Origin of the sequence: Rhizobium laguerreae, from assembly GCF_002008165.1 — a bacterium.
Lineage (GTDB): Bacteria > Pseudomonadota > Alphaproteobacteria > Rhizobiales > Rhizobiaceae > Rhizobium > Rhizobium laguerreae.
Genome location: NZ_MRDM01000002.1, coordinates 372096 through 398896 on the forward strand (window position 1 = coordinate 372096; position 26801 = coordinate 398896).

The following is a 26801-nucleotide window of genomic DNA, read 5'->3' on the forward strand; positions in this document are numbered from 1 at the left end:
GACAGCCGAGCAATCTTTAATGCTGCCGCCGCACTTGCGGAAGGCTACTACATGAAGTGTCCGCCGGTTGCCAGCGGGCAATGCTGGTTTCCCGCAATCGGCTGATCTGCCGGGGCGCTATTTCGCGCCGCCTTCCACCCAGGAGTAACCAATGGAGAAGCTGCGTTTGCCGTCACCGAAGAGATAGGGCAGCGTCAGCGTCTTCAACTCTTGCAGATGAATGCCCGATCTCACCAGGTCATTGGCGAAGCCGGGGGAAATTGTTGGATCATCTGCGGTCTCGCCGCGCCAGATAACCAGCACCGGCCCCTTCGCGTCAGCATATTGGGGAACTCCGGGACCGGGAAAGAACGGGATCACGACGGGAATATCGGGAAATCTCAGCCGCATGTTGCCGGCCACGAACTTGGTTCCCGCCACGATGAGAACCGGCTTGCGGGTCGCGGTCAATTCAGCCACATAGCCGGAAAAGGGTACGTTCGTTCTCGTGTAAGTGCCGATATATTGAATGCCGACGATCCGGAAGAGAAGGATCGACAGGATGACGACCATGAAGACCGGCACCACGGGTCGGAAGCGGGCAAGGCCGGCGGAGAGATCGAAGCCTGCGGTTTCCAGTTTCAGGAACAGATAGATCAGCAGGACGAGCAGGCATGGGTCGAGCCAGCGCTCGTGGATGTCGCTCGCGCCGGCGAAGAGGACCACGCCGACGAAGGCGAGCAGGCTGATGACCATCATCCGCTCGATCACCCGGATCATCGGGCTGGAAGCGGAGAGCGCGCGAAAGAAGTCGCGCCGGAAGGCGGCAGCGATCAGAACGATCGGCAAAGCGACGAAGCCGAGGACGGCGATCACAAGAGACAGCAGTCCTTGGCCGATGCGGGGGAGGCCGGCCGGTGCCAGGTCTTCGGCAGTCATCCGCTCGAGCGTCGGCGCGGAGGCGCTGACGAGGTTGTCAGGCAGCCAGAGCGCATGCGGCAGCACGATCAGAATGGCGAGAACGGCCGCCGGCAGCAAACGCCAGTCGATGAGACGGCTGCGCCATTTCCGTTCCGGCAGCACGGCGATGAGGGCGGCAAATGGCAGGATGGCGAAATTATACTTCGAGATGAGCCCGATGCCGGTGGCGATGCCGATGAGGAGATAGGTCCCGATCGTCGGCTGGCGCAGCGTGCGGAAAAAACCGAAGAGGAAGAGCGAGGTCGCAAACAGCAGAGCAACCGTATGGGTCAGTTCGCGTTGCGCCATCAGGCCGACCTGCGGCAGGGTAATCAGGCTCAGCATAGCGAGCGCTGCGAGCGAACGGCTCTTCAGCACCTCGCGGGCAGCAAGCCCGTAGAAGAGATAGCAGCCGAAGAGAATGATGTTCTTCGGCACCGAGAGCACCCACATCGATATGCCGGTCACCGAAACGATGGCATATTGGATCCAGTTGTAGAAGGGCGGTTGCGGACCGTAGCCGGCAAGCAGATATTGCGAGTAGAAGGATTGCTCCGCCTCGTCGAGATCGAGTGTATGCGGCAAGGCGATGCGAAGCGCGATGTTCAGCAGGAAATAGGCTGCCAGAAAAATGCTTGCGCTCGTAATGCTTTTGGTAATCCGCTCCAACATCGTCTCCACGTCAAGCCGGCAAGGCGCCGTCACGGCGCTCGCAGAGTAGAAGCGTGTTCGCCGCCGCCATCAACTCCGCCGTTGTGCGCAACCTTCATTTCTCCTAAAACGCCTGGCGACGGAACCGAGACCTATGCCGACGCCAAGCGAGGAATGCCTACTACATGAAGAGTTCGATCGTTGAAAGCCGGCAATCCTGGTTTATGCGCAATCGCATGACCGTTCTGACGGCTGTCATCGTCGCAGCCTATGGCCTCTTCATCCAATGGTTCTGGGGTTGGCCCGTCATCATCAGGCAGTGGGCAGATGTCGGCGCAGGTCCGGTGATCGCTGCGCTGGTGCTGCTGACGAGCACCTATTTCCTGCGCACCTGGCGCATCTATGATTATTTCCCGAACGAGACAGCCGGCCGGTTTGCGACCCTCTTCCGCGTCACGCAGATCCATAATCTCCTGAACATCATGCTGCCTTTCCGAACTGGCGAAACCAGCTTTCCGCTGTTGATGCGGACCGAATTCGGCATTCCGCTGACGCGCGGGACCTCGGCGCTGTTCGTCATGCGGCTGCTCGACCTGCACGCGCTTCTGGCCGCCGCTGGCATCGGCTTTGCCGTCGCTTCAGCCGATGCCGCCGTTGCCTGGTCGCTCTGGACTGTCTTCCTGCTGCTGCCGGTCGCGGCCTTCGCCGCCCGCAAGCCGCTGCTGCGCCTAGCCGCCAGACTGCTGCCGAACAAGGCGCAGAAATTCGTCGCCGAGATCGAAAACGGCTTGCCGCTCGATGCCGTCGCCTTTGCGCGTGCCTGGGCGATGACCATCGTCAACTGGCTGGTGAAGGTGATGGTGCTGGCCTGGGCCCTCGGCCTGATGGGCGTTCTGCCGATGGCGGCAAGTTTCGGCGGCGCGCTCGGCGGCGAGCTCTCCTCCGTGCTGCCGATGCATGCGCCGGGCGGCGTCGGCACTTATCCGGCCGGCATCACCGCCGGCGCCATCGCCTTGGGCGCATCGAGCGAACGGCTGGCCCTGGCCGCGCTGGCGCAGGCGAGCGTCAATGCCCACCTGCTGATCATTGTCTCGGCGCTGACGGGAACGGCGATCTCACTACCGCTCGGACGTCGTGGCAAGCTCTGAAATCCGCTTTCTCAGAAACGCCTGCTCCGGCTCCTGCCGGCAGAGAGACAGCGCTGTTTGATAGGCCGCAATCGCCTCTTCGGTGCGGCCGAGCCTGCGCAGGAAATCGGCACGCGCCGAATGGGCAAGGTGATAGGCCTCAAGCTCCTGGCGCCCCAGAATGGCGTCGACCAGATCCAGCCCCTCTGCCGGTCCTTCGGCCATCGAGATCGCCACGGCGCGGTTGAGCTCGACGATCGGAGAGGGCTGCGCCGCCAGCAGCAGATCGTAATAGAAGGCGATCCGCCGCCAGTCGGTCTCTTCGGCAGCCGGCGCCCTGGCATGCTCGGCGGCGATCGCCGCCTGCAGCGTATAGGTGCCGATCTCTCCCGCTTCCATCGCCGCGGCGAGCAGCGCCAGGCCTTCCATAATCTTCGCATGATCCCAGAGCGAGCGGTCCTGATCGGCAAGCAGCACCAGCGATCCGTCTCCGACGCGGCGGGCGGTGCGACGGGAATCCTGCAGCAGCATCAAGGCCAGCAGGCCGGAGACGTCGGGATGCGGCAGCAGCGCCAGAAGCAGTCGCGCCAGACGGATCGCTTCTGCGGTCAGGTCGGCGCGGACCACCTCCTCGCCCGAAGAGGCGGAATAGCCCTCGTTGAAGACGAGGTAGATGACGTGCAGCACCCGGTCGAGTCGCGGCGGCAGCGCCTCGCGGCCCGGCACCTCGTAGGGGATCTTCGCCGCCCGAATCCTGCCTTTGGCGCGCACGATCCGCTGGGCCACCGTCGGCGCCGGAATGAGGAAGGCACGGGCGATCTCTTCAGTGGTCAGCTCGCAGATTTCCCTCAGCGCCATCGCCATCTGCGCATCGGCCGGGATGAGCGGATGGCAGCAGGTGAAGATCAGCCGCAGCATGTCGTCCTCGATCGGTTCCATGTCGCCGATCTCCGTTGCATCGGGCGTGTAGAGGCTGTCTTCGATATGATGCTGCGAAGCATCGAAACGCGCCCGCCGTCGGATCGTGTCGATCGCCTTGAAACGCCCTGTCGAAACGAGCCAGGCGAAGGGATTGCCGGGAATGCCGTCCGTCGGCCATGTCCGGGCGGCGGCGGCAAAGGCGTCGTGAAGCGCCTCCTCCGCCCGGTCGAAATCGCCGAGCAGACGGATCAGCGTCGCCAGCACCCGGCGCGACTGAGTTCGGTAGATTTCTTCGATGATGCTTTCCAATCGGGCTCCTCAGTCTGGCAGGGTCAGCGTCCGCACGGGCCTCAGTTCGACCGCGCCGTAACGGGCCGACGGGATTCGCCCGGCGATCTCTTTGGCCTTGACCATGTCGGGCGCCTCGATGACGTAGAAGCCGGCCAGATGCTCCTTCGTTTCGACATAGGGACCGTCCGTGGCGGAGAGCGTGTTGTTGCGAACGCGCAGCACGGTCGCCGTGTCAGGCATCTCCAAGGCATCGGAGTGGATCATGATGCCTTCGCGGCTCAGCTCCTCATCGAAAACGAAATGCGCTTTGATAAGTTGGGCGGTTTCATCAGGCGTCAGCGTTCCGTCCGTGTCGGTGCTGTTATAAATCAGGCAGATGTAGCGCATCGCTATTTCCCATCCTCAATGGAGTAAGTCGGGCGCACTTCGATCGAGCAATATTTGAGGATCGGAAAACTCGACACGATCGTCCTCGCCTCCTCGATAGTCTCGGCTTCGATCAGCAAAAAACCGCCGAGGTGCTCTTTGATTTCGGCAAATGGGCCATCGGTCGCAAAGGCTTCGCCATTGCGCAGGCGGACCGTGATCGCCGTTGACGGGTCATGCAAGGCGAGCGCCACCAGCAGATGGCCGCTCTCGCGCCAGCGATTGTCGCTGATGATGCACTCCTGTGTCAGCGCATCCCATTCGGTCTGAGGGACCAGCTTGCTTTTTTCCGTGTCGAACCAGATCTGGCATAGAAATTTCATTGGTCTCTCCTCATTTAGCTCCGAATTCGTGGATTGGCCGTACCTCGATCGCGCCGAGCCTGGCGAGCGGGATACCGGCGGCAATGCGGATCGCTTCGTTGAGATCCTTTGCCTCGATCAGGATGAAGCCGCCGAGCGCCTCCTTCGTCTCGGCGAAGGGACCGTCCGTCACCGACATCTCGCCATGACGCACCCGTACGGTCACCGCCGATTTCGGCGGCTGCAGCGCCTGGGCGACGATCATATGCCCGCTATCGACGAGGTCCTTGTCATAATTCAAGGAATTGGTATCGAGTTCGGTCTTTTCCTCTTGCGTCATGGCGTCGAGTACCCCGCCATCGAACCAGACCTGACAGAGATATTTCATCGCGGCAGCCTCCTTGCTCTGTTCCCATAAACATGGACGAACGAACTGCATGCATTTCGACAGCGCCGCGAAAAAAAAATGTGCGGACGAGGTGTCGAAATCGCAAGGCAGCACTCGACAAGGCTTCATCGAAACCCGTCGAGGAGAATGGAAATGAGCATTCTTGAAATCGCTCTGGCAAGCCAGATCTGGGCACGTCGCAACGAGAAGCGTCAGCTGGTAGTACTCGACGATGCCGATGTGCTGAAGGTTCTCCTGCGCATCGCTTTCGTCGTGATGGCGTTCACCCTGCTGATATCAGGGCTGAATCTTGCCGCCGGTAGGCCGCAGATGCTGGCCGAGGGTTCGGCGCCTGTCGTGACGGGCAGATGAGGAAACGGCCTATTGGAAGGCCGTTTCGAAGAAGCTGCGCAGCTTGCGTGAATGCAGCGCTTCCTTCGGCATGGCGGCAAGCTTCTGGACGGCGCGGATGCCGATCTGCAGGTGCTGGTTGACCTGCGTGCGGTAGAAGGCCGTTGCCATGCCCGGCAGCTTCAATTCGCCGTGCAGCGGCTTGTCGGAGACGCAGAGCAGCGTGCCATAGGGCACGCGGAACCGGAAGCCGTTGGCGGCGATCGTTGCCGATTCCATGTCGAGCGCGATGGCTCGCGCCTGGGAGAGCCGCTTCACCGGCCCGCGCTGGTCGCGCAGTTCCCAGTTGCGGTTGTCGATCGTGCCGACGGTACCGGTGCGCATGATGCGCTTCAGCTCGAAACCTTCATAGCCGGTGATTTCGGCCACGGCTGCTTCGAGCGCCACCTGCACTTCGGCCAGCGCCGGGATCGGTACCCAGACCGGCAGGTCGTCGTCGAGGACATGGTCCTCACGCATATAAGCATGGGCGAGAACATAGTCGCCGAGCCGCTGGCTGTTGCGAAGACCGGCGCAGTGGCCGAGCATTAGCCAGGCATGCGGGCGCAGCACGGCGACATGGTCGGTGATCGTCTTGGCGTTGGAGGGGCCGACGCCGATATTGATCATGGTGATCCCGGCATGGCCCTTCTTCTTCAGATGGTAGGCCGGCATTTGCGGCAGGCGGGTGAGGGTAGCATCCGTTTCCGGCGCGTTCGAGCCGGGAAGGGTGACGACATTGCCGGGCTCGACGAAGGCGGTATAGCCGTCGCCGCCCTCCGCCATCAGCTTGCGCGCCCAGCCGCAGAATTCGTCGATATAGAACTGGTAGTTAGTGAACAGCACGAAATTCTGGAAATGCTCGGCATGCGTCGCCGTATAATGCGACAGCCGGGCGAGCGAATAGTCGATGCGTTGCGCGGTGAACGGCGCCAGCGGCGAGGGCTCTCCCGGCGGCGGGATATATTCGCCGTTGGCGATCTCGTCGTCAGTGGTGTTGAGGTCGGGCGTGTCGAAGATATCGCGCATCGGAACGTCGATGAAGGCGTTGGTCGATGCTTCCACATGTGCACCTTCGCCGAAGGCGAAGTGGAGCGGGATCGGCGTCGACGATTCTGAGACGACGATTGGAACATTATGGCTCTTCATCAGCAGCGACAGCTGCTCCTTGAGGTAATGCTTGAAGAGCTTCGGCCGGGTGACGGTCGTCGTGTAGATGCCGGGTGCCGTGACATGACCGTAGGAAAGCCGCGAATCGACATGGCCGTAGCTTGTCGTCTCGATGCTGACCTGTGGATAAAATGCGCGGTAGCGCGAGGAGATCGGAGCGCCCTGCGCAAGTTCGCTGAAACTCTCGATCAGGAACGCCGTGTTGCGCTCGTAAAGCGCTGTCAGCGTCTCGACCGCCTTGGCGGGATCATCGAAGCTCTGAGGCTGGAAAGGCGGTGGAGAGGATGTGTCGAGGGGCGACAAAAGAGAGATTCGTTTGTTCATGACGCATTATAGAGAGTTGTTCTTGACAAGCAAACGACGCGCGCCGGCGGAATTCGATTTTTTATCTCCTTCCGTGTCTGATGCCAGTCACCGCACCGTCGGCGCGCAGAAGGTACCGTTTCTCTCCAGGCAGGTATAGCTCGCCCCGAAATGCGACTGCGCACCGCCGCCGCCCTCATGCACCACGACTGCCGAAAACGTGATCGCAAAGATCGCCGCAAACAGCGTGATGATGCTGAGGCGTCTCGCCATAATATAGTGGTTCATTGCCTTGCCCCCGATACGCAACTCTATCGTGAGAAGAGTTTTGGCATGCGATGGCTGAACGAGTGCTGAGATGCCGGTTCATCAGCCGTTCAGCTTGCCGGACAGGCTCGGCCAGGTTGCGGAGAGAGGATCAGGAAGGATTCGCCGGGGAGTTCGACGCCATTCGACTGCGCCGGTGGCGTAGCGGAGGAGGCCGCAAGGGGCTTCGAAGCATGCCGCCGCTTCGTCGGCATGCTTCTGCATTTGGGATCGTTGCGCAGGTGCCCTATGGCCTCAGAGCCGCGTCCAGGTTTGAGACTTGCAGAGGATCTTCATCACGCAGCCCTGCATCCTCAGCGAATTGCCGGAAATCTTGCCCGAGCCGCTATAGGTCTTCTCGGCGGCCGGGTCGGTGATCTCGCCGGCATAGCTGCCGCCGGTTCCCGCCAGCCTGCCGATCTTCCGGCCGGCATATTTACCGGTCTTCAGTGTCACGCAGTAACTGCCGCCGCAGGATGCGATCACCGCCGTATCACCGGCGGCCGTCTTCCAGTTGCCGACGATCGGCTCCTCGGCATGCGCGATACCCGCGATGACTGTTATGACGCCGGCGAGAACGAAGCTGCGGATCATCTTTTCCTCCATGATGTCCTTGATCTCCGCGAAAATAACTGACGCGAACGTAAAGGTAAACAGGGTCAATCGCTATCAAGCTGACCGGCTGAAAAATGCGAGAAAAAGCCATTCGTCCAGCTTAGAAAGAGATCGCCTGCTGATTTCATGATGAACGATCCGTTTATTTTCAAATCTGAATCTTTCGTAAAATTCGCTCGAAAATCCTTAATTCGCAGGGAGTCCGATGTTTAACGAAAATCCAATTTTACCAAGTGTTTGCACTTTGTTTGTCTCAAATTAATCATGCATTTTAGGCGTTTTTTGAAAGCCGTTTGGCATAGTGAACCCATCAAACGAGCGGGGCAAACCCGCCGGACCGAAAGGGCCGCAAGCCGCGATAGACGGCAAGGCCTAGAGGTAAAACAGGGTCAGTCATAAACAGGCTAACAGGGATAAAACCGATGGCACGCTTTGAAATGCACGATGCTGAAACGGCCACCATGGGTGGCGACAACAACAGCGCCGATGTCTTCTGCGAGATGGGTCTGATGTATGCGACCGGCCGCGGCTGCGAAGTCGATCTCGTCGCAGCCCACAAATGGCTGAACATCGCCGCAATCAAGGGCAACGACCGCGCCGCCGAGCTTCGCGCCGACGTGGCCGCCGCCATGGACAAGATGCAGCTCGCAGCAGCGCTGCGCGCCGCCCGCGAGTGGATGACGGTTCACTAGCTAACACCGTCTCCGATCAGGCATTTGACAAGAGCAGCAATAACAACCTCAAAAACAGGGGCTGGCGGGGCGCTTTGGACGGGGCCGACGCCGGGAGAACGGAACCGCGACCGGATCCTCCACCGGCCGCGGTTCTTCGTTTTATCGGCTGATCTGTTTCAGCACCTGCGGCAGCGCTTCTTCGAGCAGCGCCATATCCGTCTCCGGCCCGACGCTGACGCGAATGCAGCGATTGAGCGGCGCCACGCCAGGCATGCGGATGAAAACCCCGAGATCCATCAGCCCGTCGACGATCGCCCTGGCATAAGCGCCGTCGCGGCCGGCGTCGATCGCCACGAAATTCGTCGCCGAGGGCAGCGGTTGAAGGCCGTTCGCCCGGGCGATGCCGCCGATCCGCTCCCGCGCCGCATGGATTTTCCCGACCACCTCGACGAGATAGGCCTGGTCCTTCAGCGCCGCGAGCGCTGCTGCAGTCGCCAGCCGGTTCATGCCGAAATGATTGCGGATCTTGTCGAAGGCCTGTGCCGTGCCTAACGTCGAGATCGCGTAGCCGGTGCGTGAGCCGGCAAGCCCGTAGGCCTTGGAGAAGGTGCGGGTGCGAACGACGTTCGGCAGCTCGATGAGCGAGGAGATCGACGGCAGCGAACCTGCCGGCCCCGTCTCGCTATAGGCCTCGTCGAGCACCATCAGCGTCGTCTCGGGCAGCGCACGGGCGAAAGCGAGGATGCTGTCGGCATCCCACCAGCTTCCCATCGGATTGTCGGGATTGGCGAAATAGACGAGCGGCGCATTCTCGCGCCTCACCGCATCGAGCAGCCCGTCGAGATCCTCGCGGTCGTTTGCGTAGGGAACGGTTACCAGCCGGCCGCCGAAACCGGCGACATGGAAATTGAAGGTCGGATAGGCACCGAGCGAGGTAACGACGGGCGCCCCCGGCTCGATCACCAGCCGGACGATCTGGCCGAGCAATTCGTCGATGCCGCTGCCGATGGCGATATTGGCGGCCGAGACGCCGAGTTGGGCGGCAAGCGCTTCCCGGAGCGCGAAATTCTCCGGATCATTGTATTTCCAGATATTGCCGGCCTCCTCGCGCATCGCGGCAAACACGGAAGCGGCTGGGCCGAAGCCGTTCTCATTGGCGCCGATACGCGCCGAAACGGCAAGCCCGCGCTGGCGCTCGATCGCCTCGGGACCGACGAAGGGAACTGTGGAGGGCAGGGCGCTGGCAAGAGGTGTGAAGCGCGAAAAGGCGGACATGCGAAGGCGGTTTCCCGGACATATTGACAATCGGCGCAACAATAGGCCCGGGCACGGCCAACGCAAGCAAGATTATTTCTGCAATAAGCCTGTTATGGGCCGGTTCACGCGCGGAAGATCGGCGCACGTCGGGCGTCGATTGCTTCCATGTTGCCGATCATGAAATCGGTGCGGACGACGCGGCGCAGAACCTCGGGGTCCATGATGTTGATGAACCGCACCCCGATGCGTTCTTTGTGGCGATAGACCTCGGCGCAGCCGATCCGGTAGGCGAGACCGAGAATGTTGAGATAATAATGCTTCGGCAGACCGGCGGTGGTCGATACGATGAAGGTGGCGCCGCCCTGCGAGATATCGATGATCTCGGCGCTTCGCATCGACACACCGGTCAGGCACGGGCGGACGGCGACGATGCGGGCGGGTCGCTTGACGTTGAACTCTTCCCAGCGCAGGTCGTAGACAGCGGATTTGACCGTGGCAAGGTGTGTAGCGCGGAGCATAGTCATTCACATTCTCCGTCAGACAGTGCACATTTGGGGTCTTGATCACGAGCAAGCTGGTCTTGATCACGAGCAAGCTGGTCTTGATCTCATTCAAGCTGGGGTCTTGCTCCAACCAAGGTCACATGAATGTTTTGCACATTCGTCAAATATAAAATTACAATTTTAACGAGTTTAAACTTTGTTTCCAAGCGGGACGCCCGATGTCCATTTTCGGGACGCGGGCTTGCATCTCCAGGCTCCCGTTTCAGCCAAAAAATCTGACGGCGAAATATCTACCGGCGGCAGTCAGCGCCGTCAGAGCCGTGCCCCAGGCCATGTCGACCAGGCTCATGGCGAGCGGCCAGTTGCGAAGCGTGGCGAGATTGGTGATGTCATAAGTGCCATAGGCCGCCAGTTCCAGAATGGCACCGTGGAGAACGCCGTGGCGATAGAGCCCGCCGACAGCGCTGGCAGCACGGCACTGCGGCGGCGAAGAACAGGTAGAACAGTGCGCCGACCGCCAGATTGGGCGAGGGCAGCATCAGCGCTCCCAACTGGTCGCGGTAGAAGTTGCGGGCGATGAGGCCGAGCCATATCCCGTCGCAGATGAGAAGAGTGAGAAAGGTGCCGGCATAGGCAAACAGCGCTGTCTTCGTCGTCAATTTACCGAGCTTAGCCTTTCTACGCGGCCAAGGCCGACCGGATCGCCGCCCCGTTCGATTTCGGCGCAATTTTCCCGAACTCTTTCAATGGCCGAGCGTTGTGCCTTGATCGATGAAGCACGGCGCGCTTCGAATGACGACAGCGAGGAGTTGAAGATGACCGACGTCAAAATCCCTTGGAAATCATGGGTCGTGGTCTGCAACGGAGCCAAGGCTCTGATCATGCAGAATGCCGGCGATGCCCAGCTGATGAAGCTGAAGGTGCTGGAAACTCTAACGCAGCCGAGCGAGCCAGACCGCGAGATCGGCACCGACAAGCCCGGCCGCAGCCATGCCGCCGATGGCTTCAGCCGCAGTGCTGTGGAGGAGACCAACTGGCAGGATCAGGCCGAAGCCCAATTCTTGAAACAAGTCGCAGAAAGGCTGGATGAGCTGTCGCAGGAAAAGGATGTCCGCCGCATCGTCCTCGTTGCGCCGCCGAAAGCACTCGGCGCGCTGCGGCCGGCGCTCAGCGCCGATACGCAAGCAGCGATCTCCGTGGAATTGGCGAAGGACTATACCAATATGCCGGTCGATGAGATCGAGCGGCATCTCGCCGCCTGAACCAGTAGAGCAATTCCAGGAAAAGTGTGAAGCGGTTTTCCGTCCGGAATTGCGAAGAACCAGTAGAGCAATTCCAGGAAAAGTGTGAAGCGGTTTTCCGTCCGGCATTGCGTAAAAACAGAAGGCTAGAGCGGTTATGCGCTTCCCGTGAAGCTGAACCGCTCTAGCACAACCTGAGGAAACGCGGGTCGAGAGGCCCGCGTTTTCGCGTCACGCGGACGGTTTCTGCCCGGCAAACAGGACTTCATGATCGGCAAAGAGCGCCGCCAGGCGGTCGATGACGATCCTGACCTCCGGCCTTTGCCGCTCGTCGTCATGCGCAACGATCCACATGTCGTAGGTCAGTTCGTCGATGACCGGTCCGGCGCGGACGAGCCTGCGCTCCTGATCGCCGATGAAACAGGGGAGCACGCCGCGGCCGGCACCGCCGCGGATGAGGTAAAAGAGCATATGCGGCGTGTTCGTCCAGCTGGTGATCCAGGAATCCGGCTGTTCGAACGTCCATTTGTCCGCCGGCGTGATGGCGGTATCTGTGCCGAGCGAGATCCAGTTGCAGTTTTTGTCGTCATAGCCGGCCGCCTGATAAGCCGCATGCGCCACCTTGACCGAACGGCGGATCGCGACGTTGCCGCTCTCTGGCCGGCTGTGGCGAATGGCGATATGCGCCTCGCGATAGGTGAAATCGACGGTCGCATCGCAGGTCTTGTAGCACATGCGGAAGCTGTCCTTCGGCGTCCAGACGCTTGCCAGATGGTCGGCGACGAAGCGCGAGGTCCAGCTGTCGGCGGCCGTCGAGACGATCGGCAGTGTCAGCACCTCGCCGCGCCAGTCGGAGATCGCACGCGCCGCATCCTGCATCAGCCGGACGCGATCGAGCAGTTCCTGCCCGTCCTTGGCGAGCAGATAACCGGTGGGGCCGCGGCTGAACAGCGAGCGGCCGGTCACCCGTTCGAGCGCCAGCATGCGCCGGCCGATCGTCGGTGCGCTGAGCCCGGTGCGCGTCGCCGCCGCCGAAAGCCCGCCGCCGGTCGCAACATGGAAGAAAAGCTGCAAGTCGTCCCAGCTCGCATCTTTCATGGATGAAAACCCCCTTTCCCTAGCGCCTCTACATCGGAGGGGCGCGAAGGCTTAGCTCAAGTGCCTGAGCCAAATAGATGGAGGATCGAGCAATGGATCTCAACTGGATTGTTCTCTTTAAGGAAATCGAAAACGGCAATCGCCGGATCCGCCATGATCCCTTGGCCGATCCACTCGAGCGTCCGGAATGGCGCGGATTTCTCTGGGCCGTTTCGATCATCGCGCGTCTCGCCGCAAGACGGAGCGGCGAAACAAAGGCGACGCGCCGCGATGATTCACGGATCGGAAAAAGCCTCAGGTTTCGAAGTTCAATCGCAACACGTGGTGCAGGAATTCCGGATTGATCAGCATGTTGAAGCTGATCGTCACCGATTCGCCTTCGCGCTTGACCACGGTCGCACCGATCTCGTCATGGATGCCTAGGATTTCGAGAAAGAAATGGCTCGGTATTTCCAGGTTCGGGCTGACTTCAAGCAATGCGCCGGCAAGCGTGATCGTGCGGATCAGGCAGCGCACCTGGGTTCCGGTGCTGAGGTGATGGCCGACGAAGATGATGTTGCCGGGCCTGTCGAGGTTGAATTCCCTGTAGGCACGTTCCGGCTTGGGGTGTTCTGTGTCGAGGTGCATCTGAAAGGCCCTTTTAGCCTCCGCTTGTAATACGACAGGATATTAGCCGAAGAATGCTGACATTTGCTGAAGAACACCGTTAAGATTGAATGCTTATGTGAAAGCCGCGGGAAAATCGCACCGATTTCGTGCAGATTTGCTCCAAAGCTGCGCATTCCTGAAGCAGATGCGCCATTCTTGACATGTCGGTGGCGTTCGCGCATACAAAGGCCGGTTCGAGGCACCGGCCGCTCGCGGATGAAAATCCATGGTGAAGTCCTCGCGATCATGGTCACGGCCCTTTGTGCATGCTGACTGGCGGCAAAGCGAGCTACCATCCGCAGTCGAAGAGCATGCCTTGCGAAGGCTCACGCCATGACGACGACCTATCCTGCCATTGATGAATTGAAGGCCCAGGCCAGGCGCCTGCGCCAGGCGATGAACGATCGCGGCACCCCGCTGACCCACAGTGCGGCGTTGGAAATGATTGCCCGCCAGCACGGCGTGCGCGATTGGAACACGCTCGCGGCCCTTGCGGCAAAGCCCAATGCTAGCCCGAAGACGCCGCTCTTCGTCGGCGCGCATATTCGCGGCCGTTATCTCAATCAGCCGTTCACCGGCGAAGTACTGGCGCTTTCGGCCCTGCCGGGCGGCGATCTCCACAGGATCACCATCCATTTCGGCGAGCCGGTGGATGTGGTTACCTTCGAGAGTTTTTCCGCCTTTCGCCAGCGTGTGAACGCGCAGATCGACGCCGACGGCGTGTCGCCGCGGAAGACATCGAACGGCGTGCCGCATCTGGTGCTCGATCTCTAATTTGCTCTCATCCTTTTGAGGCTGTCCGGATACGCAGGATTTTTAAGCCGGATCGGGCCTCGCCCGCTATTGCACGGATTTCTCCATGACCGATCTCTCTCAAGGCAATGCCTTTCTCACCGGCTGGCTGCCGGGCGTCTTCATCAAAACGGCGGCACCGATCGTCACGATCACCACCGTCAACGGCCTGTTCACCGTCGTCGACGCCTATTTCCTCGGTGCCTATGTCGGCCCGGACGCGCTCTCTGCCGTCAGCTTGATTTTCCCGGGGCTGATGCTGCTGGTCGCCCTGCAATCGCTGGTCTCGAACGGCATGGCGAGCATCCTCGCCCGCCGGCTCGGCGCCGGCGATCGTCAAGGCGCGCGTCGGGTGTTTGCCGGCGCGCATGCGCTGGCGTTCGCCGTTACCCTCATCCTCAATCTGGTCCACTGGAAGGTGGGCAGGCAGATCATCGATGCCGGTGCCGCCGGCAATGCTGCCGTGGCCGATGGCGCCATGCTGTTCATGGGCGCGATGATCGCCTGTGCGCCGGTCGGCTTCTTCCTGTCGCTGCATCTCGATGGGCTGCGCTGCGAAGGCAAGATCGGCTTCATGACACTGGTGACGCTGTCGGCCTCGCTGCTCAACATCCTCGCCAACTGGCTGTTCATGGCGGTGATGCATTGGGGCGTGCTCGGTTCGGCAGCTGGCTCCATCGCATCGCAATTCGTCTGCCTCTCAGCCGTGCTCGCCTATCGCTGGCGCCGGCCGGCGGCACTGAGGCCTTCCCCGGGGTTGGCTCTTGCAGAATGGCGCGGCATCGTCGCCTTCGGCGCACCGATGAGCCTCGGCTTCATCGGCATATCGCTGGCCTCGGCCGCCATTCTGCTCAACGTCTCGCTCTGGAGCACGCATGACTACGTCGCGACTGTTGCCGCCTACGGCATCATCACCCGGATCATGACCTTCACCTATCTGCCACTGCTCGGCCTCAGCATCGCGCTGCAGACGATCGTCGGCAACAATCACGGTGCCGGCCTCGGGCTCCGCGTCGGCGGCAGCCTGCAGATCGCCATGCTCGCAGCGCTCGTCTATTGCACCCTGGTGGAGATCACCGTCGAATTGCTGGCCGGCCGGATCGGCGCCGTCTTCGTTGCCGATCCGGCGATCATTGCCGAGGTCAGGCGCATTCTGCCCTGGACGATCGGCGCCTATTTTCTCTTCGGGCAGATGCTGATCCTGTCGTCCTATTTCCAGTCGATCGGCGATGCCCCGCGCGCGGCGATCTTCGGCCTGTCGCGGCCCTATCTGCTCACCCTGCCGCTCACCTTCCTGCTGCCCTTCGTCTTCGGCGAGCAGGGGATCTGGATGGTGCCGGTCTTTGCCGAGGCAGGCATGTTCATCCTTGCTTTCCTGGTGCTGTCGCAGAACGCCAAACGCCGCGGCTGGCGCTACGGGCTTCTGCCCGCCTGAGACGGAAAAGCCGCGCTAGGGAGCGCGGCTTTTGCCTGGAATCGTCATTCCTTGCCTGCCGAAGCGGCCGATGTTGCGGCTTCCGCCTCGTTCAGCGCCTCGGCGCATTCCTGGCAGCAGACCTCGACAGCCTTGCCGCCAAGCTTGACGGTGATGGTCTCCGCACCGAGTTCGCAGTCGCAGGCGGCGCATGTGGTCTTCTTCATCTGAGGATCCTCCGTTAATCGTCCCGCGATCGGGACAAGCTCATAAGATCATCGAAGACCGCATCGTCGCTGTCGAAATCTTTAGCGATTGATGGAAGCTTTTACCTGCGTCGCAGCTGCGCCGCGCGCTGGAATTCGGCCGGAGTCTGCCCGAAAGACTGCTTGAAGGAAGCGCTGAAATGGCTATGGCTGGAGAAGCCGAGATCGAGACCGAGCGCGGTCAGATCCTCATACTGGCCAAGCAGATCGAGCGCGCGGGCAAGCCGCAGCCGCAGCTGGTAGCGGTAAAGTGGCGTCGCCTCGACCTGCTGGAAGACCTGGGTGAGATAAACGGGCGAGACGCCCACTTCGGCGGCGATTTCCGAAAGCGTCCAGCGCCGCGCGAGATCGGAGGAAAGCACCAGCTTTGCCCGGTCGACGAGTTTCTGCCGGCCGGCGCTGGCGCCCGCCGCATGCGATGTGCGCTCGCCGAGTGAGCGGCGCACCAGCGTCAGCGCCAATATTTCCGCTTCCAGCGTTTCGGCGACGTTGCGGCTGAGACCATGACGCAGGAGCGCAACCAGCGCCTGTGCGCGCGGATCGATCCGCCGGCGCTGGCGGCGGAAGGAAAAGGGCGGGCCGGGCTGCGCCTGCTCCTTCGGCGTAAGCTCTTCAAGCATGGATTCGTCGATCGCCAGATCGATGCAGGCGTCGCCACCCTCGATAGGGTGGCTGATCCGATATCCCTGGCCGGCATTGAAGAACAAGACCTGATTGGCTTCGGCCACCGTATCATTGCGGCCGACATGCCGCATGAAGACGCCGCGATAGGGATAGACGAGGCTCGTCCTGTGGGCGCATTCCTCGTCGCTCTTATGACGGCACTCGCCATTGCAGACGATGTCACGAATAGTGACCATCTTCGTTTTCAGAAGCGGTGCCGTTGAGAACTGCGACATTGCATATTCCGTATCAGACAGGCCAGAACCGACCGTACTTATAACAGCACTTTAGTAACGGCTGTAGACGTGAACATCGCTTTCCGTCTGCCCCCTGGAAAGGCCGACATCCTTCAGCTGTTCGTCGGAAAGCTCCATCAACGCATTCAGGTTGCGTCGTTCGTTTATTTTGCGCGCCAGCCAGCGCGCCGCCCTGATTGCGGCAAGGACCAGGCCTGGTCGCGTAAGAGAGCGAATATTTCGCGCCGGTATCGTGAAATTCGGGCTGTGCATGGTGATCCTCCATCCGTGTTTTGGATGGAGGCAGTGAACCATCAGCGGCGGTTTCGCGCTGTCAGATTATTTAGCGATCGGAGGCGACGGTTATGCTTTCAGCAGCCACTCGTGCTCGGCGGCATTGTGGAATTTCCAGATCCGCTGCGGTCCGGCCATGACGTTGAGGTAGTAGAGGTCGTAGCCATGGCAGGCGGCGCAGGGGTGATAGCCCTTCGGCACCAGCGTCACATCGCCGTCCTCGAGCGCCATTGCCTCGTCGAGCGAGCGATCGTCGGTATAGACGCGCTGAAAAGCGAAGCCCTGCGGCGGGTTGAGGCGATGGTAATAGGTCTCTTCCAGGAAGCTCTCGTTCGGCAGGTCGTCCTGGTCGTGTTTGTGCGGCGGATAGGAAGAGGTGTGTCCACCTGGCGTGATCACCTCGACGACCAGCAGCGAATGCGCCGAGCTGTCGTCTTCCGGCATGATATTGTTGACATAGCGCACATTCGTGCCCTTGCCGCGCGTCACCTGCGGATGCGTGCCGGGCGGGATGGCCTTTGCCTGATAGGTGCCGCCGCCGGGTGCGGAGCAGACCGCGAGCTCCAGATCGGTCTCTGCCGTCACCGACCATGTCGATTCCATCGGGATATAGAGGGCATGCGGCGCGCCTTCGAACGGATTCATGCGGCCGCCGAGCGTGCCGAAATCCTTGGTGCCGGCCGATGCCTTGCCTTTGCCGGTCACCCAGACGAGGCAGACTTCGCGATCGCCCGTCTCTCCCGAGACGGTTTCGCCCGGCTTCATCCGATGCAGATCGAAGCCGACATAGGTCCAGCCGGCGCTTTCCGGGGTGACATGCGTGACGCGGCCATGCGTGCCTGATGGTTTCACCTTGAGATTTGGCATTGGTGTTTTCCTTGTAAATTGGCGTGTGCGGCCCCCTTGCTCATCCGGCTGCCGCCACCTTCTCCCCGAGTGGAGAAGGGACATGCCGCGCCGTTCCATTCCCCCTTCTCCCCACGGGGAGAAGGTGCCCGAAGGGCGGATGAGGGGGCTACTTGCTCCAGCAGTCCGGAAAGACCAACTCCTTGTGGGAGGAATCTCCGGGCAAACAGTTCTCTACGATCCCTTAGGAAAGCCTTCCGTTTCAACGGTATAGCCCGCAGCCGTCATGACGCGCATCAACTCGGCGTGGCCGATCTCGGCCATTTTCTGCGGCGGGGCCTTGCGCGGATCCTGTTCGGCCTCGACGACGAACCAGCCTTCATAGCAATGATCGGCCAGCCTCTGGACGATGGCGCCGAAATCGAGCGAGCCGTCGCCCGGCACCGTGAAGGCGCCAAGTGCCACCGCATCGAGGAAGGACTGCCGGCTGCGGTCCAGCCCATCCACCACAGGCTTGCGAATGTCCTTGACGTGAACATGGTTGATACGGGCGTGGTGGTTCTCGATGGCACGCAACACGTCGCCGCCGGCAAAGGCCAAATGCCCGGCATCGAGCAGCAGCGGAATGCCTTCGCCCGAATGGCGCATGAAGGCGTCCAGTTCCGGCTCGGTTTCGACGACGGCGGCCATGTGATGGTGGTAGGAGAGCGGCATGCCCTGCTCGGCGCACCATTCCCCGAATTCCGTGACGCGACGCGCATAGTCCTTCATCTCGTCATCGGAGAGGCGCGGCTTGGTCGCGAGCGGCTTGGAGCGGTCGCCCTGGATGGAGCGACCGACTTCGCCATAAACGATGCAAGGTGCATTGACCGCCTTGAACAGCGCGATCATCGGCGCGATGCGGTCCTTGTTGGCGGCAAGCTCCTCATTGACCAGCGTGCCGGAGAACCAGCCACCGCACAGCGTCACGTCGGCGGCGCGCAGAATGGGCAGCATCACCTCGGGATCGTCGGGGAAGCGGCGTCCCTTTTCCATGCCGGTGAAACCGGCACTGCGCGATTGCCGCAGGCATTCCTCCAGGGACACATCGTCGCTGAGCTCAGGAAGATCGTCGTTCCACCAGGCGATGGGCGACATGCCGAGTTTGGCCTTCATCAACATTCTCCTTAAAAGCATTGCGGAAGAGCCGGGACGCTCTTCCGAGAAATCATAGCACTACAGCGCCGCGCGTCTTTTCAGACGCGCAAAGGACGCTGTAGTACCTCGAATTGCTGCATAATTTTGTCCTTAAATCGGTCCCGATTTAAGGAATTATGCAGTAGATTAACCGATGCGCTGGGCGGCGCGTGCTTCGACATAGCCCTTGCGCGCTTCGTTGACCTCTTCGCGGGGGCTGACCTCAGGTACCGCGACATCCCACCAGTGGCCGCCGGCCTCGGTGGTAATGAGCGGATCGGTGTCGATGACGAAGACCGAGGTGCGGTCGTTCTTCTTCGAGGCGGCGAGCGCCTGCTCCAGCTCCATGATCGATGCGACCTTGACGGCGATGGCGCCCATGCTTTCGGCATGCGCGCGGAAATCAATCTCCGGCATCACCTCGTGATAGGAGTCCTTCAGCAGATTGTTGAAGTTGGCGCCGCCGGTCCCCATTTGCAGCCGGTTGATGCAGCCGTAACCGCGATTATCGAGCACGACGATGTTGAGCTTGAGGCCGAGCATGACCGAGGTGGCGAGCTCGGAATTCATCATCATGTAGGAACCGTCGCCGACCATGACGACGACATCGCGTTCCGGACGCGCCATCTTGACACCGAGGCCGCCGGCGATCTCGTAGCCCATGCAGGAAAAGCCGTATTCCATGTGATAGCTGCCGGGCGTGGTGGCCGGCCACAGCTTGTGCAATTCGCCGGGAAGGCCGCCTGCGGCGCAAAGCACCGTCGTATTCTCGCCGCCGATCGTGCGCGCCACCGCGCCGATCACCTGCGCATCGGAGGGCAGGGCGGCATTGGTCGTCGCCATCGCCCTGGCCGCGGTCTCCATCCAGATCTTTTTCTCCGCCGCTGCCTTCTCGGCGAGGGCTGCCGGCGCCTTCCAGCCGGAAAGCCCTGCCGAAAGCGCCTTCAGCCCTTCGCGGGCGTCAGTCACCAGCGGATGGCTGTCGTGCTTCACCGCGTCATAGGCGGCGATATTGAGGCCGATCATCTTCAGGCTGTCGTTCTTGAACAGCGCCCAGGAGCCGGTGGTGAAATCCTGGCAGCGGGTGCCGACGGCGATGACGAGGTCCGTCTCTTCGGCGATCGCATTCGCCGCCGAGGTGCCGGTGACGCCGACCGAACCAAGCGCCAGCGGATGGCTCTCGTTGATCGACGATTTGCCGGCCTGGCTGACGACGACCGGAATGTCGTGGGCCTCGGCAAAGGCGGCAAGCTCCTTCGTCGCCTGCGAATAAAGCACGCCGCCGCCGGCAATGATCACCGGCTTCTGCGATCCCTTGATCAGCGCGATGGCATTTGCGAGCTCATCCGCATCCGGCTGCGGCCGGCGGGTCGCCCAGACTTTTTCCTCGAACAGGCTTTCCGGATAATCATAGGCCTCCGCCTGAACGTCCTGGCAGAGCGACAATGTCACCGGACCGCAATCGAGCGGGTCGGTCAGGACCTGCATGGCGCGCTTCAGCGCCGTGATGATCTGCTCGGGCCGGGTGATGCGGTCAAAATAGCGCGAAACCGGACGGAAGGCGTCATTGGCCGAAACCGTGCCGTCCCCGAAATCCTCGATCTGCTGCAGCACCGGATCCGGCGCGCGGTTGGCGAAGACGTCGCCCGGCAGGAAGAGAACGGGGATACGATTGACATGCGCCACGCCGGCAGCCGTCACCATGTTCAGCGCCCCGGGCCCGATCGAGCTGGTGCAGGCCATGAAGCGCGTGCGGAAATTCGCCTTGGCATAGGCGATCGCGGCATGCGCCATGCCCTGTTCGTTGTGGGCGCGATAGGTCGTCAATTCCGCGCGCACCTGATAGAGCGCTTCGCCGATACCGGCGACGTTGCCGTGACCGAAGATCGCCCAGACGCCGCCGAAGATCGGCACTTTCTTGCCGTCGACGATCGTCATCTGTACTTTCAGGAAATGCGCGACGGCCTGCGCCATCGTCAACCGTATCGTCTTGCCCATCGGGTCCTCCCGCAATCTTTCTTTTCGCATTTTTCCTTCCCCAACTCCTCCCCACAAGGGGGAGGGGCTAACCTGCCGGGCTCTCTACATTCTCGCCGCAATGTCTCCTCCAAAGGGAAGCTTGCTGATGGCGTGAGGCGGTGCTCCGGGTTAAGTCCCTCCCCCTTGTGGGGAGGGGTTGAGGAGAGGTCTCAATTCTAAGTCTATTGATGTCCGCGCGTCTTCAGCCACGCCTCTGTCAGTTGCCGGAAGCGGCCGGCCATATCGGCGATCGCTTCCTCGTCGTTCATTTCACCTGAAAGCCAGGCGCGCGCCGGATCGGCAAAGATCGTCCGGCCGACGGCGAAACCCTTCACGGAGGGAGCTGCCAGCGTCGCCTCGAAGCAGGAGATCAGCTCGTCGGCGGGCGCCTCGAGCCCCAGGAGCACGATACCGCGGCACCATGGATCATTTTTGGCGATCACCGCATCGATCTTCTTCCAGGCTTCACGGGATGCCTGCGGTTCCAGCTTCCACCAGTCCGGCTTGATGCCGAGCGCATAGAGTTCCTCCAGCGCGGTTGCGATCGTGTCGTCGGTGAGCGGCCCGTTCTTGCCGGCGATGATCTCCACCAGCAGCTCGCGGCCGACCTTGCGGGCGGCCTCGAACAGCGTCCGCAGCTTCTCCTGCTGCTCCGTCTTCAAGTCAGCCGGATCATCAGGATGATAGAAGCACAGGCATTTGATGCAATGACCGAGCGGCCATTCGACGAGCTGCGAGCCGATATCCTGGCTGAATTCGAAGCGCAGCGGCTTCGAGCCCGGCAATTCCACCGGCCGTCCGATCCAGGAGAAATTCTTCGTCGCCGCATCGAAGAAAGCGTCGCGGCCGAAGCGTTCGTCGATCAGCATGCCGTAGCCGTCGCGGCCGTTCGAAACCCGCGCCGCTGCCGCCACCGCCAGCCGCTTGAAGGCGACGATCTTCTCATGGCCGACGCCGAGCTCATCGGCGACGCTGACGAGCTGCGAACGGTGGTCGATCGCCAGCGCCATCAAAAGCGGGATTTCGCCGCGCCGGGTCGATGCCCAGTGGATATGGTTGAGCGCCTCGTCCTTGCGCAGCGCCCGCTGTTTGCTGCCGGTCGTCAGGAAGAAGTCGAGTTCCGCCCAGGTCGGATATTCCGGCGAGCAGAGCAGGCGGGAGACGGCGAAGGCGCCGCAGGCATTGGCCCAGGTGGCGCAGGTCTTCAGCGGCTCGTCGCGCAGGAAACCGCGCAGGAAGCCGGACATGAAGGCATCGCCGGCGCCCAGCACGTTGAAGACCTCGATCGGGAAACCCTGGCCGATGATGCCGGCTTCGAGATCGTCGGCGATCGGCCCGTCATAGACGATGCAGCCCATGGCGCCGCGCTTAAGCACGATCGTCGCCGGCGACAGCCGACGGATCTCCTTCAGCGCGCCGAGCACGTCGTCGGCGCCGGAAGCGATCAGGATTTCCTCTTCGGTGCCGACGATGAGGTCGCAATCCGGCAGCGTCTCCTTCATCTTCGAGGAGACCCGGTCGGATTTCACGTAGCGTTCGAAGCCTTCCGCATGGCCGGCAAGGCCCCAGAGGTTCGGCCGGTAATCGATGTCGAAGATCACCTTGCGGCCGTTCGCCTTGGCGATGCGGATGGCTTTGCGCTGCGCGGCCTCGGTATTCGGCCGCGAGAAATGCGTGCCGGAAACAAGAACGGCGCGCGACGATCTGATGAAATCTTCGTCGATATCACCTTCATCGAGCGCCATGTCGGCGCAGTCCGACCGATAGAAGATCATCGGCGACACGCCCTCGGCTTCGACTGCCAGCAGCACCAGCGCCGTCAGCCGCTCCTTGTCGGTGACGATGCCGTCTGTCGCGACACCTTCGTGCGCCGACTGCTCGCGGATGAAGCGTCCCATCTGCTCGTCGCCGACGCGGGTGATGAGGCCGGATTTGAGGCCGAGCCGTGCCGTGCCGATGGCGATATTGGCCGGGCAGCCGCCGACGGACTTGGCGAAGGAGCCGATATCCTCAAGCCGCGAACCGATCTGCTGGCCGTAAAGATCGACCGAGGAACGGCCGATGGTGATCACATCAAGCGCCGGCTCCGGCTGTGAACCCGGATTCGATTGTACCATGATGTCCTCCCGCTAGATTTTGCGCGGCTTCCAGTGCCTGCGAATTTTCAATAATGAAACATCGGTTCCGATATTTTGTCAATTCGGAATGTTTATTCCATTTTGCCTTTTGCAGGTTTTGACTGCTGACTCTTGCGCCGCCGTTCGGCGATTGCAACCGGTAGTGCCATGGTGAGCGCCATCGAGGCCGAAAGTGAGCGGAAGCCGGCGAAATCGGCTTCCGCCACTTCGAACCAGTGCGTGGCGCAGGCGGCAAGCGGCGAGAAGGCCGAATCGGTGATCGCGATGACGGGGACGCCGCGGTCGGCAAGCTCCTGGCTCTGATTAAGGCTGTCGGCGGCATAGGGCGAGAAGCTTGCCGCGATCGCTGCGTCTTTCGGTGTTGCGAACTGCACCATTTCAGGGTCGACGCCGTTTGGCGAGGCGACGATCTGGTGGCGGATATTGAGCTTGGAAAAAGCGTAGGTCATGTGCGCCGTCAGCGGGTAGGAGCGCCGTTTGGCGATCAGATAGATCGTCTCGGCGCTGGCAAGGATATTCACGGCTTTCGTAAAAGTATCGCTCTGCACCGTCGCCGCCAGCCGGTTGACCGACTGGTTAGCCGCGGCAATGAAGCCGGAGAGCAGATTGGCGTCCTCATCGTCGCCGCTCGATTGCTCGAGCGTGACGAGGCGCTCTTCGTAGCTTAGCGTCCGGTCCCGCAATCTTTCGCGAAAGATGCTCTGCAGGTCGGAAAAGCCGCCGTAACCCAGATGATGCGCCAGGCGCACCAGCGTCGACGGCTGGACATCGGAGGCGGCCGCGATGCTCGCCGTCGTGCCGAAGGCGATTTCGTCGGGATTGCCGAGCGCGAAGGCGGCGACCTGCGCCAGCCGCTTCGGCATGCTCGCCTTGCGCTCGATGATGGTGCTGCGCAGGCTTTCGAAATCGCGCGGCACGCGCGCGTGCCTCTGGGAATCGTTATCCATGCTTACGGCTCACGAGATGAAACAAATATTCCATATTATCGAACATAAACGATTTCAAACGACACGGCTAATTGTTTTTAATCCCCTGTAATTGAAGGCTTTTGGACAGTCTGGTCGGGATGGGCGCAAAAGTGCCTGTGGCTGGGTCCCTTGTCAAAATGATCCAAATATTCCAAAAATCCGCGCACAGCTCTGGAGGAGACGGAAATGAAGCCACTCGGCATCGGTTTGATCGGCACCGGTTATATGGGCAAGTGCCATGCATTGGCGTGGAATGCGGTGAAGACGGTGTTCGGCGATGTCGAGCGTCCGCGTCTCGTGCATCTGGCCGAAGCCAATGCCGGGCTTGCTGAGGCTCGTGCCGGTGAATTCGGTTTCGAGAAGGCAACGGCCGACTGGCGGGCGCTGATTGCCGACCCCGAGGTCGACGTCGTCTCCGTCACCACGCCCAATCAGTTCCACGCCGAGATGGCGATTGCAGCCCTTGCAGCCGGCAAACATGTCTGGTGCGAAAAACCGATGGCGCCGGCCTATGCCGATGCCGAGCGCATGCTGGAGACGGCGAAGAAATCAGGCAGGGTTGCCGTCCTTGGTTATAATTACATCCAGAATCCTGTCATGCGGCATATCAGGACGCTGATTGGCGAGGGCGCCATCGGCACGGTCAACCACATCCGCGTCGAGATGGACGAGGATTTCATGGCCGATCCGGATGTCTTCTTTTATTGGAAGAGCGAGCTTTCCGCCGGCTACGGCGCGCTCGACGATTTCGCCGTGCACCCGCTGTCGCTGCTCTGGTATCTCTTCGGCCATGTCGAGGCCGTCATAACGGATATGGTCAAACCCTATGCCGACCGCCCGCTAAGCGAGGGCGGTCGCCGTGCCGTCGAAAACCACGATGGCGCCAACGTGCTGATGCGGCTTGGCGGCGGCATCTCCGCCGTGCTGATGGCGAATCGCGCCGCCTGGGGTCGCAAGGGCCGCATTGCGCTGCAGATTTTTGGCTCGACAGGCTCGATCGTCTACGACCAGGAGCGGATGAACGAATTCGAGCTCTATCAGGCCGACGGCCGTGGCTCCGAGCAGGGCTTCCGCAAGATACTGGCGGCCCCCGCCCATCAGCCTTATGATCGGTTTATCCCGGCACCAGGCCACGGCCTCGGCTTCAACGATCTGAAGATCATCGAATGCCGTGAGCTGATCCGGGCAATATCAGGCGAGCCGTCGTCGATCGTGACATTCGAAGACGGTCTCAGGATAGAGAAGTCGGTGCATGCCATGGCACAGTCCTTCCACGAGCGCCGCTGGATCGAGATCGGCTGAATGTAAGAGGCCGCTTTCCGTTGACGGGGCGTGGGGTAGGGAATAGGCCTTGGCGTGGGCGTCGGGCGCAGCTTCAGGAGTGAGATCGTGACGGATAGACTGGTGATCATCGGCGCGGGACAGGCCGGTTTCGCATTGGCAGCCAAGCTGCGTGCGTTGAAGGATACGCGCCCGATCACCCTCATCGGCGCAGAGGATGTCGCTCCCTATCAGCGCCCGCCGCTTTCGAAAAAATACCTGCTCGGCGAAATGGCTTTCGACCGCCTTCTGTTCCGCGCCGAGCACTGGTATGCGGACAATGACGTCGATCTTCGCCTTTCGACCTGGGCCGAGCAGATCAAGCCGGACAGTAAGCAGGTTCTGCTGCAGGACGGCTCCGTTCTTGATTACGGCACGCTGGCGCTCGCCACCGGCTCGACGCCGCGCCGGCTGCCGGCCGCAATCGGCGGCGATCTCGAAGGCGTTTATGTCGCCCGCGACAAGCGCGATGCCGATCTGCTCGCTGACGAGATGCGCCCCGGTCGCCGCGTCCTCATCATCGGTGGCGGTTATATCGGTCTCGAGGCGGCGGCCGTTGCCCGCCATCGCGGCCTGGAAGTCACCGTCATTGAGATGGCCGACCGCATCCTGCAGCGCGTCGCGGCGAAGGAGACCGCCGACATCATGCGCGTGATCCACGAGGCCCATGACGTGGTGATCCGCGAGAAGACAGGGCTCAAGCATCTGATCGGCAAGGATGGCCGCGTCACCGGCGCCGCACTTTCCGACGGATCGGTCATCGACATCGATTTCGCCGTCGTCGGCATCGGCGTCGCCCCGAACGATCAGCTTGCCAAGGAAGCCGGCCTCGAAGTCGCCAACGGCATTGTCGTCGACGAATTCGCCCGCACCTCCGATCCGGCGATCTTTGCGGCTGGCGATTGCGCCGAACTTCCCTGGCAGGGCGGACGCATCAGGCTCGAATCGGTGCAGAACGCTGTCGACCAGGCCGAAGCGGCGGCAGCCGTCATCGCCGGCGGCAACGAGCCCTATGATCCGAAGCCGTGGTTCTGGTCCGACCAGTATGACGTCAAGCTGCAGATCGCCGGCTTCAATCTTGGTTATGACGAGACGCTGCTGCGCTCCGGCGCCCGCGAAGGCGCGCATTCGGTCTGGTACTTCAGGGAGGGCCGGCTGATTGCCGTCGATGCGATCAACGACGCGAAGGCTTATGTGACCGGCAAAAAACTGCTGGAATCCGGGACCAATCCCGATAAATCGATTCTCGCCGACCCTTCTGCCGACCTCAAGAGCCTGCTCGGTTGAGTTCGGCTCCTTCATCGAAGAGAACGAAGCGCGATCAAATTCCGCGGATTTCGCCAGGAAATGCGGTTTGTTTGCGCAACCGGCTGAATTGCCAGCTCGCTGCATTTCTTCTGGTGAAAACTCAAAAAACCC

General features: G+C 61.4%; 29 protein-coding genes and 1 pseudogene. 9 read left to right on the forward strand and 21 right to left on the reverse strand.

Annotated elements, in window-relative coordinates:
- Positions 1 to 117 precede the first annotated feature (117 nt).
- Entirely contained in the window at positions 118 to 1611 is a 1494-nt protein-coding gene (locus BS630_RS02070; protein WP_077976092.1) for an ArnT family glycosyltransferase, read from the reverse strand.
- 164 nt (positions 1612 to 1775) lie between these two features.
- Between BS630_RS02070 and BS630_RS02075 the strand changes: the two genes are divergently transcribed.
- Positions 1776 to 2738 carry a lysylphosphatidylglycerol synthase domain-containing protein gene (locus BS630_RS02075; protein WP_077976093.1) on the forward strand — a complete coding sequence of 321 codons (963 nt, stop codon included), beginning with the start codon at positions 1776 to 1778 and terminating at the stop codon, positions 2736 to 2738.
- On the opposite strand, the gene BS630_RS02080 is transcribed toward BS630_RS02075, so the two are convergent.
- From BS630_RS02080 to BS630_RS02095, 4 genes are read right to left on the reverse strand one after another with little or no spacing between them, the layout of a single operon-like run.
- Positions 2709 to 3947 carry an RNA polymerase sigma factor gene (locus tag BS630_RS02080; protein WP_077976094.1) on the reverse strand — a complete coding sequence of 413 codons (1239 nt, stop codon included), beginning with the start codon at positions 3945 to 3947 and terminating at the stop codon, positions 2709 to 2711. The genes BS630_RS02075 and BS630_RS02080 overlap by 30 nt on opposite strands.
- Positions 3948 to 3956: 9 nt before the next feature.
- Positions 3957 to 4316, reverse strand: a complete 360-nt coding sequence (locus BS630_RS02085) for a YciI family protein (protein ID WP_025393898.1) — start codon at positions 4314 to 4316, stop codon at positions 3957 to 3959.
- Positions 4317 to 4318: 2 nt separating this feature from the next.
- Entirely contained in the window at positions 4319 to 4678 is a 360-nt protein-coding gene (locus BS630_RS02090) for a YciI family protein (protein ID WP_025393899.1), read from the reverse strand.
- 10 nt (positions 4679 to 4688) lie between these two features.
- On the reverse strand, positions 4689 to 5045 hold the full coding sequence (locus BS630_RS02095; RefSeq protein WP_077976095.1) for a YciI family protein: 357 nt from the start codon (positions 5043 to 5045) through the stop codon (positions 4689 to 4691).
- A gap of 153 nt (positions 5046 to 5198) precedes the next feature.
- On the opposite strand from BS630_RS02095, the gene BS630_RS02100 reads away from it, so the two are divergent.
- Positions 5199 to 5417 carry a hypothetical protein gene (locus tag BS630_RS02100; protein ID WP_025393901.1) on the forward strand — a complete coding sequence of 73 codons (219 nt, stop codon included), beginning with the start codon at positions 5199 to 5201 and terminating at the stop codon, positions 5415 to 5417.
- A 9-nt stretch (positions 5418 to 5426) separates the two neighbouring features.
- On the opposite strand, the gene BS630_RS02105 is transcribed toward BS630_RS02100, so the two are convergent.
- From BS630_RS02105 to BS630_RS02115, 3 genes are all read right to left on the reverse strand, one after another.
- Positions 5427 to 6929, reverse strand: coding sequence for an AMP nucleosidase (locus BS630_RS02105; protein WP_077976097.1), 1503 nt, complete (start codon positions 6927 to 6929; stop codon positions 5427 to 5429).
- An 87-nt stretch (positions 6930 to 7016) separates the two neighbouring features.
- Entirely contained in the window at positions 7017 to 7196 is a 180-nt protein-coding gene (locus BS630_RS02110) for a hypothetical protein (RefSeq protein ID WP_020049280.1), read from the reverse strand.
- Between the two features lie 273 nt (positions 7197 to 7469).
- Positions 7470 to 7808: a DUF2147 domain-containing protein gene (locus BS630_RS02115; protein WP_025393904.1), complete on the reverse strand. Its 339-nt coding sequence runs from the start codon at positions 7806 to 7808 to the stop codon at positions 7470 to 7472.
- Between the two features lie 443 nt (positions 7809 to 8251).
- Here BS630_RS02115 and BS630_RS02120 point away from each other — a divergent pair, with 443 nt between their 5' ends.
- Positions 8252 to 8521 (forward strand): SEL1-like repeat protein, encoded by a 270-nt coding sequence (locus tag BS630_RS02120; protein WP_077976098.1) that lies wholly within the window; start codon positions 8252 to 8254, stop codon positions 8519 to 8521.
- Positions 8522 to 8662: 141 nt separating this feature from the next.
- Here the strand turns inward: BS630_RS02120 and BS630_RS02125 are convergent, their stop codons facing one another.
- The 3 genes and pseudogenes from BS630_RS02125 to BS630_RS02135 form a co-directional block, all read right to left on the reverse strand.
- Positions 8663 to 9778 carry a pyridoxal phosphate-dependent aminotransferase gene (locus BS630_RS02125; protein WP_077976099.1) on the reverse strand — a complete coding sequence of 372 codons (1116 nt, stop codon included), beginning with the start codon at positions 9776 to 9778 and terminating at the stop codon, positions 8663 to 8665.
- A gap of 104 nt (positions 9779 to 9882) precedes the next feature.
- A complete protein-coding gene (locus BS630_RS02130) occupies positions 9883 to 10284 on the reverse strand; it encodes a hypothetical protein (protein WP_003546879.1) in 402 nt (133 codons plus the stop codon).
- A 241-nt stretch (positions 10285 to 10525) separates the two neighbouring features.
- Positions 10526 to 10922: pseudogene (locus BS630_RS02135) on the reverse strand (DUF2177 family protein).
- A gap of 156 nt (positions 10923 to 11078) precedes the next feature.
- Between BS630_RS02135 and BS630_RS02140 the strand changes: the two are divergent.
- Positions 11079 to 11525: a baeRF12 domain-containing protein gene (locus BS630_RS02140; protein WP_077976282.1), complete on the forward strand. Its 447-nt coding sequence runs from the start codon at positions 11079 to 11081 to the stop codon at positions 11523 to 11525.
- A gap of 210 nt (positions 11526 to 11735) precedes the next feature.
- Here BS630_RS02140 and BS630_RS02145 read toward each other — a convergent pair whose 3' ends face one another.
- Positions 11736 to 12602: a LysR family transcriptional regulator gene (locus tag BS630_RS02145; RefSeq protein WP_077976100.1), complete on the reverse strand. Its 867-nt coding sequence runs from the start codon at positions 12600 to 12602 to the stop codon at positions 11736 to 11738.
- A 92-nt stretch (positions 12603 to 12694) separates the two neighbouring features.
- On the opposite strand from BS630_RS02145, the gene BS630_RS37795 reads away from it, so the two are divergent.
- Positions 12695 to 12946: a hypothetical protein gene (locus BS630_RS37795; RefSeq protein WP_077976101.1), complete on the forward strand. Its 252-nt coding sequence runs from the start codon at positions 12695 to 12697 to the stop codon at positions 12944 to 12946.
- Here BS630_RS37795 and BS630_RS02155 read toward each other — a convergent pair.
- Positions 12897 to 13229 (reverse strand): hypothetical protein, encoded by a 333-nt coding sequence (locus BS630_RS02155; RefSeq protein ID WP_077976102.1) that lies wholly within the window; start codon positions 13227 to 13229, stop codon positions 12897 to 12899. The two genes, BS630_RS37795 and BS630_RS02155, sit on opposite strands and share 50 nt — an antisense overlap.
- A gap of 354 nt (positions 13230 to 13583) precedes the next feature.
- On the opposite strand from BS630_RS02155, the gene BS630_RS02160 reads away from it, so the two are divergent.
- Both BS630_RS02160 and BS630_RS02165 read left to right on the forward strand, forming a co-directional pair.
- Positions 13584 to 14024, forward strand: a complete 441-nt coding sequence (locus BS630_RS02160; protein ID WP_077976103.1) for a glyoxalase superfamily protein — start codon at positions 13584 to 13586, stop codon at positions 14022 to 14024.
- Positions 14025 to 14109: 85 nt separating this feature from the next.
- On the forward strand, positions 14110 to 15477 hold the full coding sequence (locus BS630_RS02165) for an MATE family efflux transporter (RefSeq protein ID WP_077976104.1): 1368 nt from the start codon (positions 14110 to 14112) through the stop codon (positions 15475 to 15477).
- A gap of 44 nt (positions 15478 to 15521) precedes the next feature.
- Here BS630_RS02165 and BS630_RS37225 read toward each other — a convergent pair whose 3' ends face one another.
- The 8 genes from BS630_RS37225 to BS630_RS02200 all read right to left on the reverse strand — a co-directional run bounded on the left by BS630_RS37225 (position 15522) and on the right by BS630_RS02200 (position 24041).
- Entirely contained in the window at positions 15522 to 15683 is a 162-nt protein-coding gene (locus BS630_RS37225; RefSeq protein ID WP_017959744.1) for a hypothetical protein, read from the reverse strand.
- A 101-nt stretch (positions 15684 to 15784) separates the two neighbouring features.
- Positions 15785 to 16621 carry a helix-turn-helix domain-containing protein gene (locus BS630_RS02170; protein WP_077976105.1) on the reverse strand — a complete coding sequence of 279 codons (837 nt, stop codon included), beginning with the start codon at positions 16619 to 16621 and terminating at the stop codon, positions 15785 to 15787.
- 51 nt (positions 16622 to 16672) lie between these two features.
- Positions 16673 to 16894 (reverse strand): DUF1127 domain-containing protein, encoded by a 222-nt coding sequence (locus BS630_RS02175; protein WP_029871484.1) that lies wholly within the window; start codon positions 16892 to 16894, stop codon positions 16673 to 16675.
- Positions 16895 to 16984: 90 nt separating this feature from the next.
- Positions 16985 to 17782 carry a 5-deoxy-glucuronate isomerase gene (iolB, locus tag BS630_RS02180; RefSeq protein WP_077976106.1) on the reverse strand — a complete coding sequence of 266 codons (798 nt, stop codon included), beginning with the start codon at positions 17780 to 17782 and terminating at the stop codon, positions 16985 to 16987.
- A gap of 213 nt (positions 17783 to 17995) precedes the next feature.
- A complete protein-coding gene (gene iolE, locus BS630_RS02185; protein ID WP_077976107.1) occupies positions 17996 to 18916 on the reverse strand; it encodes a myo-inosose-2 dehydratase in 921 nt (306 codons plus the stop codon).
- Positions 18917 to 19084: 168 nt separating this feature from the next.
- Positions 19085 to 20935 (reverse strand): 3D-(3,5/4)-trihydroxycyclohexane-1,2-dione acylhydrolase (decyclizing), encoded by a 1851-nt coding sequence (gene iolD, locus BS630_RS02190; protein ID WP_077976108.1) that lies wholly within the window; start codon positions 20933 to 20935, stop codon positions 19085 to 19087.
- A gap of 203 nt (positions 20936 to 21138) precedes the next feature.
- The gene (locus BS630_RS02195; RefSeq protein ID WP_077976109.1) at positions 21139 to 23073 is read right to left on the reverse strand and encodes a bifunctional 5-dehydro-2-deoxygluconokinase/5-dehydro-2-deoxyphosphogluconate aldolase; all 1935 of its coding nucleotides are present in this window, start codon (positions 23071 to 23073) and stop codon (positions 21139 to 21141) included.
- Between the two features lie 92 nt (positions 23074 to 23165).
- Positions 23166 to 24041 carry a MurR/RpiR family transcriptional regulator gene (locus BS630_RS02200; protein WP_017959750.1) on the reverse strand — a complete coding sequence of 292 codons (876 nt, stop codon included), beginning with the start codon at positions 24039 to 24041 and terminating at the stop codon, positions 23166 to 23168.
- A 207-nt stretch (positions 24042 to 24248) separates the two neighbouring features.
- Between BS630_RS02200 and BS630_RS02205 the strand changes: the two genes are divergently transcribed.
- Positions 24249 to 25364, forward strand: coding sequence for a Gfo/Idh/MocA family protein (locus BS630_RS02205; protein ID WP_077976110.1), 1116 nt, complete (start codon positions 24249 to 24251; stop codon positions 25362 to 25364).
- Between the two features lie 87 nt (positions 25365 to 25451).
- Complete coding sequence (locus tag BS630_RS02210) at positions 25452 to 26669, forward strand: NAD(P)/FAD-dependent oxidoreductase (RefSeq protein WP_077976283.1); 1218 nt, start codon at positions 25452 to 25454, stop codon at positions 26667 to 26669.
- Positions 26670 to 26801 lie beyond the last annotated feature (132 nt).

Excerpts from the sequence above, each read along its gene's own strand:
- BS630_RS02160 (WP_077976103.1), top strand. The coding sequence starts at position 13,584 with ATGACGACGACCTATCCTGCCATTGATGAATTGAAGGCCCAGGCCAGG.
- BS630_RS02120 (WP_077976098.1), top strand. The coding sequence starts at position 8,252 with ATGGCACGCTTTGAAATGCACGATGCTGAAACGGCCACCATGGGTGGC.
- BS630_RS02165 (WP_077976104.1), top strand. The coding sequence starts at position 14,110 with ATGACCGATCTCTCTCAAGGCAATGCCTTTCTCACCGGCTGGCTGCCG.
- BS630_RS02170 (WP_077976105.1), bottom strand. The coding sequence starts at position 16,621 with ATGTCGCAGTTCTCAACGGCACCGCTTCTGAAAACGAAGATGGTCACT.
- BS630_RS02175 (WP_029871484.1), bottom strand. The coding sequence starts at position 16,894 with ATGCACAGCCCGAATTTCACGATACCGGCGCGAAATATTCGCTCTCTT.
- BS630_RS02105 (WP_077976097.1), bottom strand. The coding sequence starts at position 6,929 with ATGAACAAACGAATCTCTCTTTTGTCGCCCCTCGACACATCCTCTCCA.
- iolB (WP_077976106.1), bottom strand. The coding sequence starts at position 17,782 with ATGCCAAATCTCAAGGTGAAACCATCAGGCACGCATGGCCGCGTCACG.
- BS630_RS02200 (WP_017959750.1), bottom strand. The coding sequence starts at position 24,041 with ATGGATAACGATTCCCAGAGGCACGCGCGCGTGCCGCGCGATTTCGAA.
- BS630_RS02095 (WP_077976095.1), bottom strand. The coding sequence starts at position 5,045 with ATGAAATATCTCTGTCAGGTCTGGTTCGATGGCGGGGTACTCGACGCC.
- BS630_RS02115 (WP_025393904.1), bottom strand. The coding sequence starts at position 7,808 with ATGATCCGCAGCTTCGTTCTCGCCGGCGTCATAACAGTCATCGCGGGT.
- BS630_RS02090 (WP_025393899.1), bottom strand. The coding sequence starts at position 4,678 with ATGAAATTTCTATGCCAGATCTGGTTCGACACGGAAAAAAGCAAGCTG.
- BS630_RS02155 (WP_077976102.1), bottom strand. The coding sequence starts at position 13,229 with ATGCACCTCGACACAGAACACCCCAAGCCGGAACGTGCCTACAGGGAA.
- BS630_RS02070 (WP_077976092.1), bottom strand. The coding sequence starts at position 1,611 with ATGTTGGAGCGGATTACCAAAAGCATTACGAGCGCAAGCATTTTTCTG.
- BS630_RS02140 (WP_077976282.1), top strand. The coding sequence starts at position 11,079 with ATGACCGACGTCAAAATCCCTTGGAAATCATGGGTCGTGGTCTGCAAC.
- BS630_RS02085 (WP_025393898.1), bottom strand. The coding sequence starts at position 4,316 with ATGCGCTACATCTGCCTGATTTATAACAGCACCGACACGGACGGAACG.
- BS630_RS02145 (WP_077976100.1), bottom strand. The coding sequence starts at position 12,602 with ATGAAAGATGCGAGCTGGGACGACTTGCAGCTTTTCTTCCATGTTGCG.
- BS630_RS02100 (WP_025393901.1), top strand. The coding sequence starts at position 5,199 with ATGAGCATTCTTGAAATCGCTCTGGCAAGCCAGATCTGGGCACGTCGC.
- iolD (WP_077976108.1), bottom strand. The coding sequence starts at position 20,935 with ATGGGCAAGACGATACGGTTGACGATGGCGCAGGCCGTCGCGCATTTC.
- BS630_RS02195 (WP_077976109.1), bottom strand. The coding sequence starts at position 23,073 with ATGGTACAATCGAATCCGGGTTCACAGCCGGAGCCGGCGCTTGATGTG.
- BS630_RS37795 (WP_077976101.1), top strand. The coding sequence starts at position 12,695 with ATGGATCTCAACTGGATTGTTCTCTTTAAGGAAATCGAAAACGGCAAT.
- BS630_RS02205 (WP_077976110.1), top strand. The coding sequence starts at position 24,249 with ATGAAGCCACTCGGCATCGGTTTGATCGGCACCGGTTATATGGGCAAG.
- BS630_RS02075 (WP_077976093.1), top strand. The coding sequence starts at position 1,776 with ATGAAGAGTTCGATCGTTGAAAGCCGGCAATCCTGGTTTATGCGCAAT.
- BS630_RS02130 (WP_003546879.1), bottom strand. The coding sequence starts at position 10,284 with ATGACTATGCTCCGCGCTACACACCTTGCCACGGTCAAATCCGCTGTC.
- BS630_RS02125 (WP_077976099.1), bottom strand. The coding sequence starts at position 9,778 with ATGTCCGCCTTTTCGCGCTTCACACCTCTTGCCAGCGCCCTGCCCTCC.
- BS630_RS02110 (WP_020049280.1), bottom strand. The coding sequence starts at position 7,196 with ATGAACCACTATATTATGGCGAGACGCCTCAGCATCATCACGCTGTTT.
- iolE (WP_077976107.1), bottom strand. The coding sequence starts at position 18,916 with ATGAAGGCCAAACTCGGCATGTCGCCCATCGCCTGGTGGAACGACGAT.
- BS630_RS37225 (WP_017959744.1), bottom strand. The coding sequence starts at position 15,683 with ATGAAGAAGACCACATGCGCCGCCTGCGACTGCGAACTCGGTGCGGAG.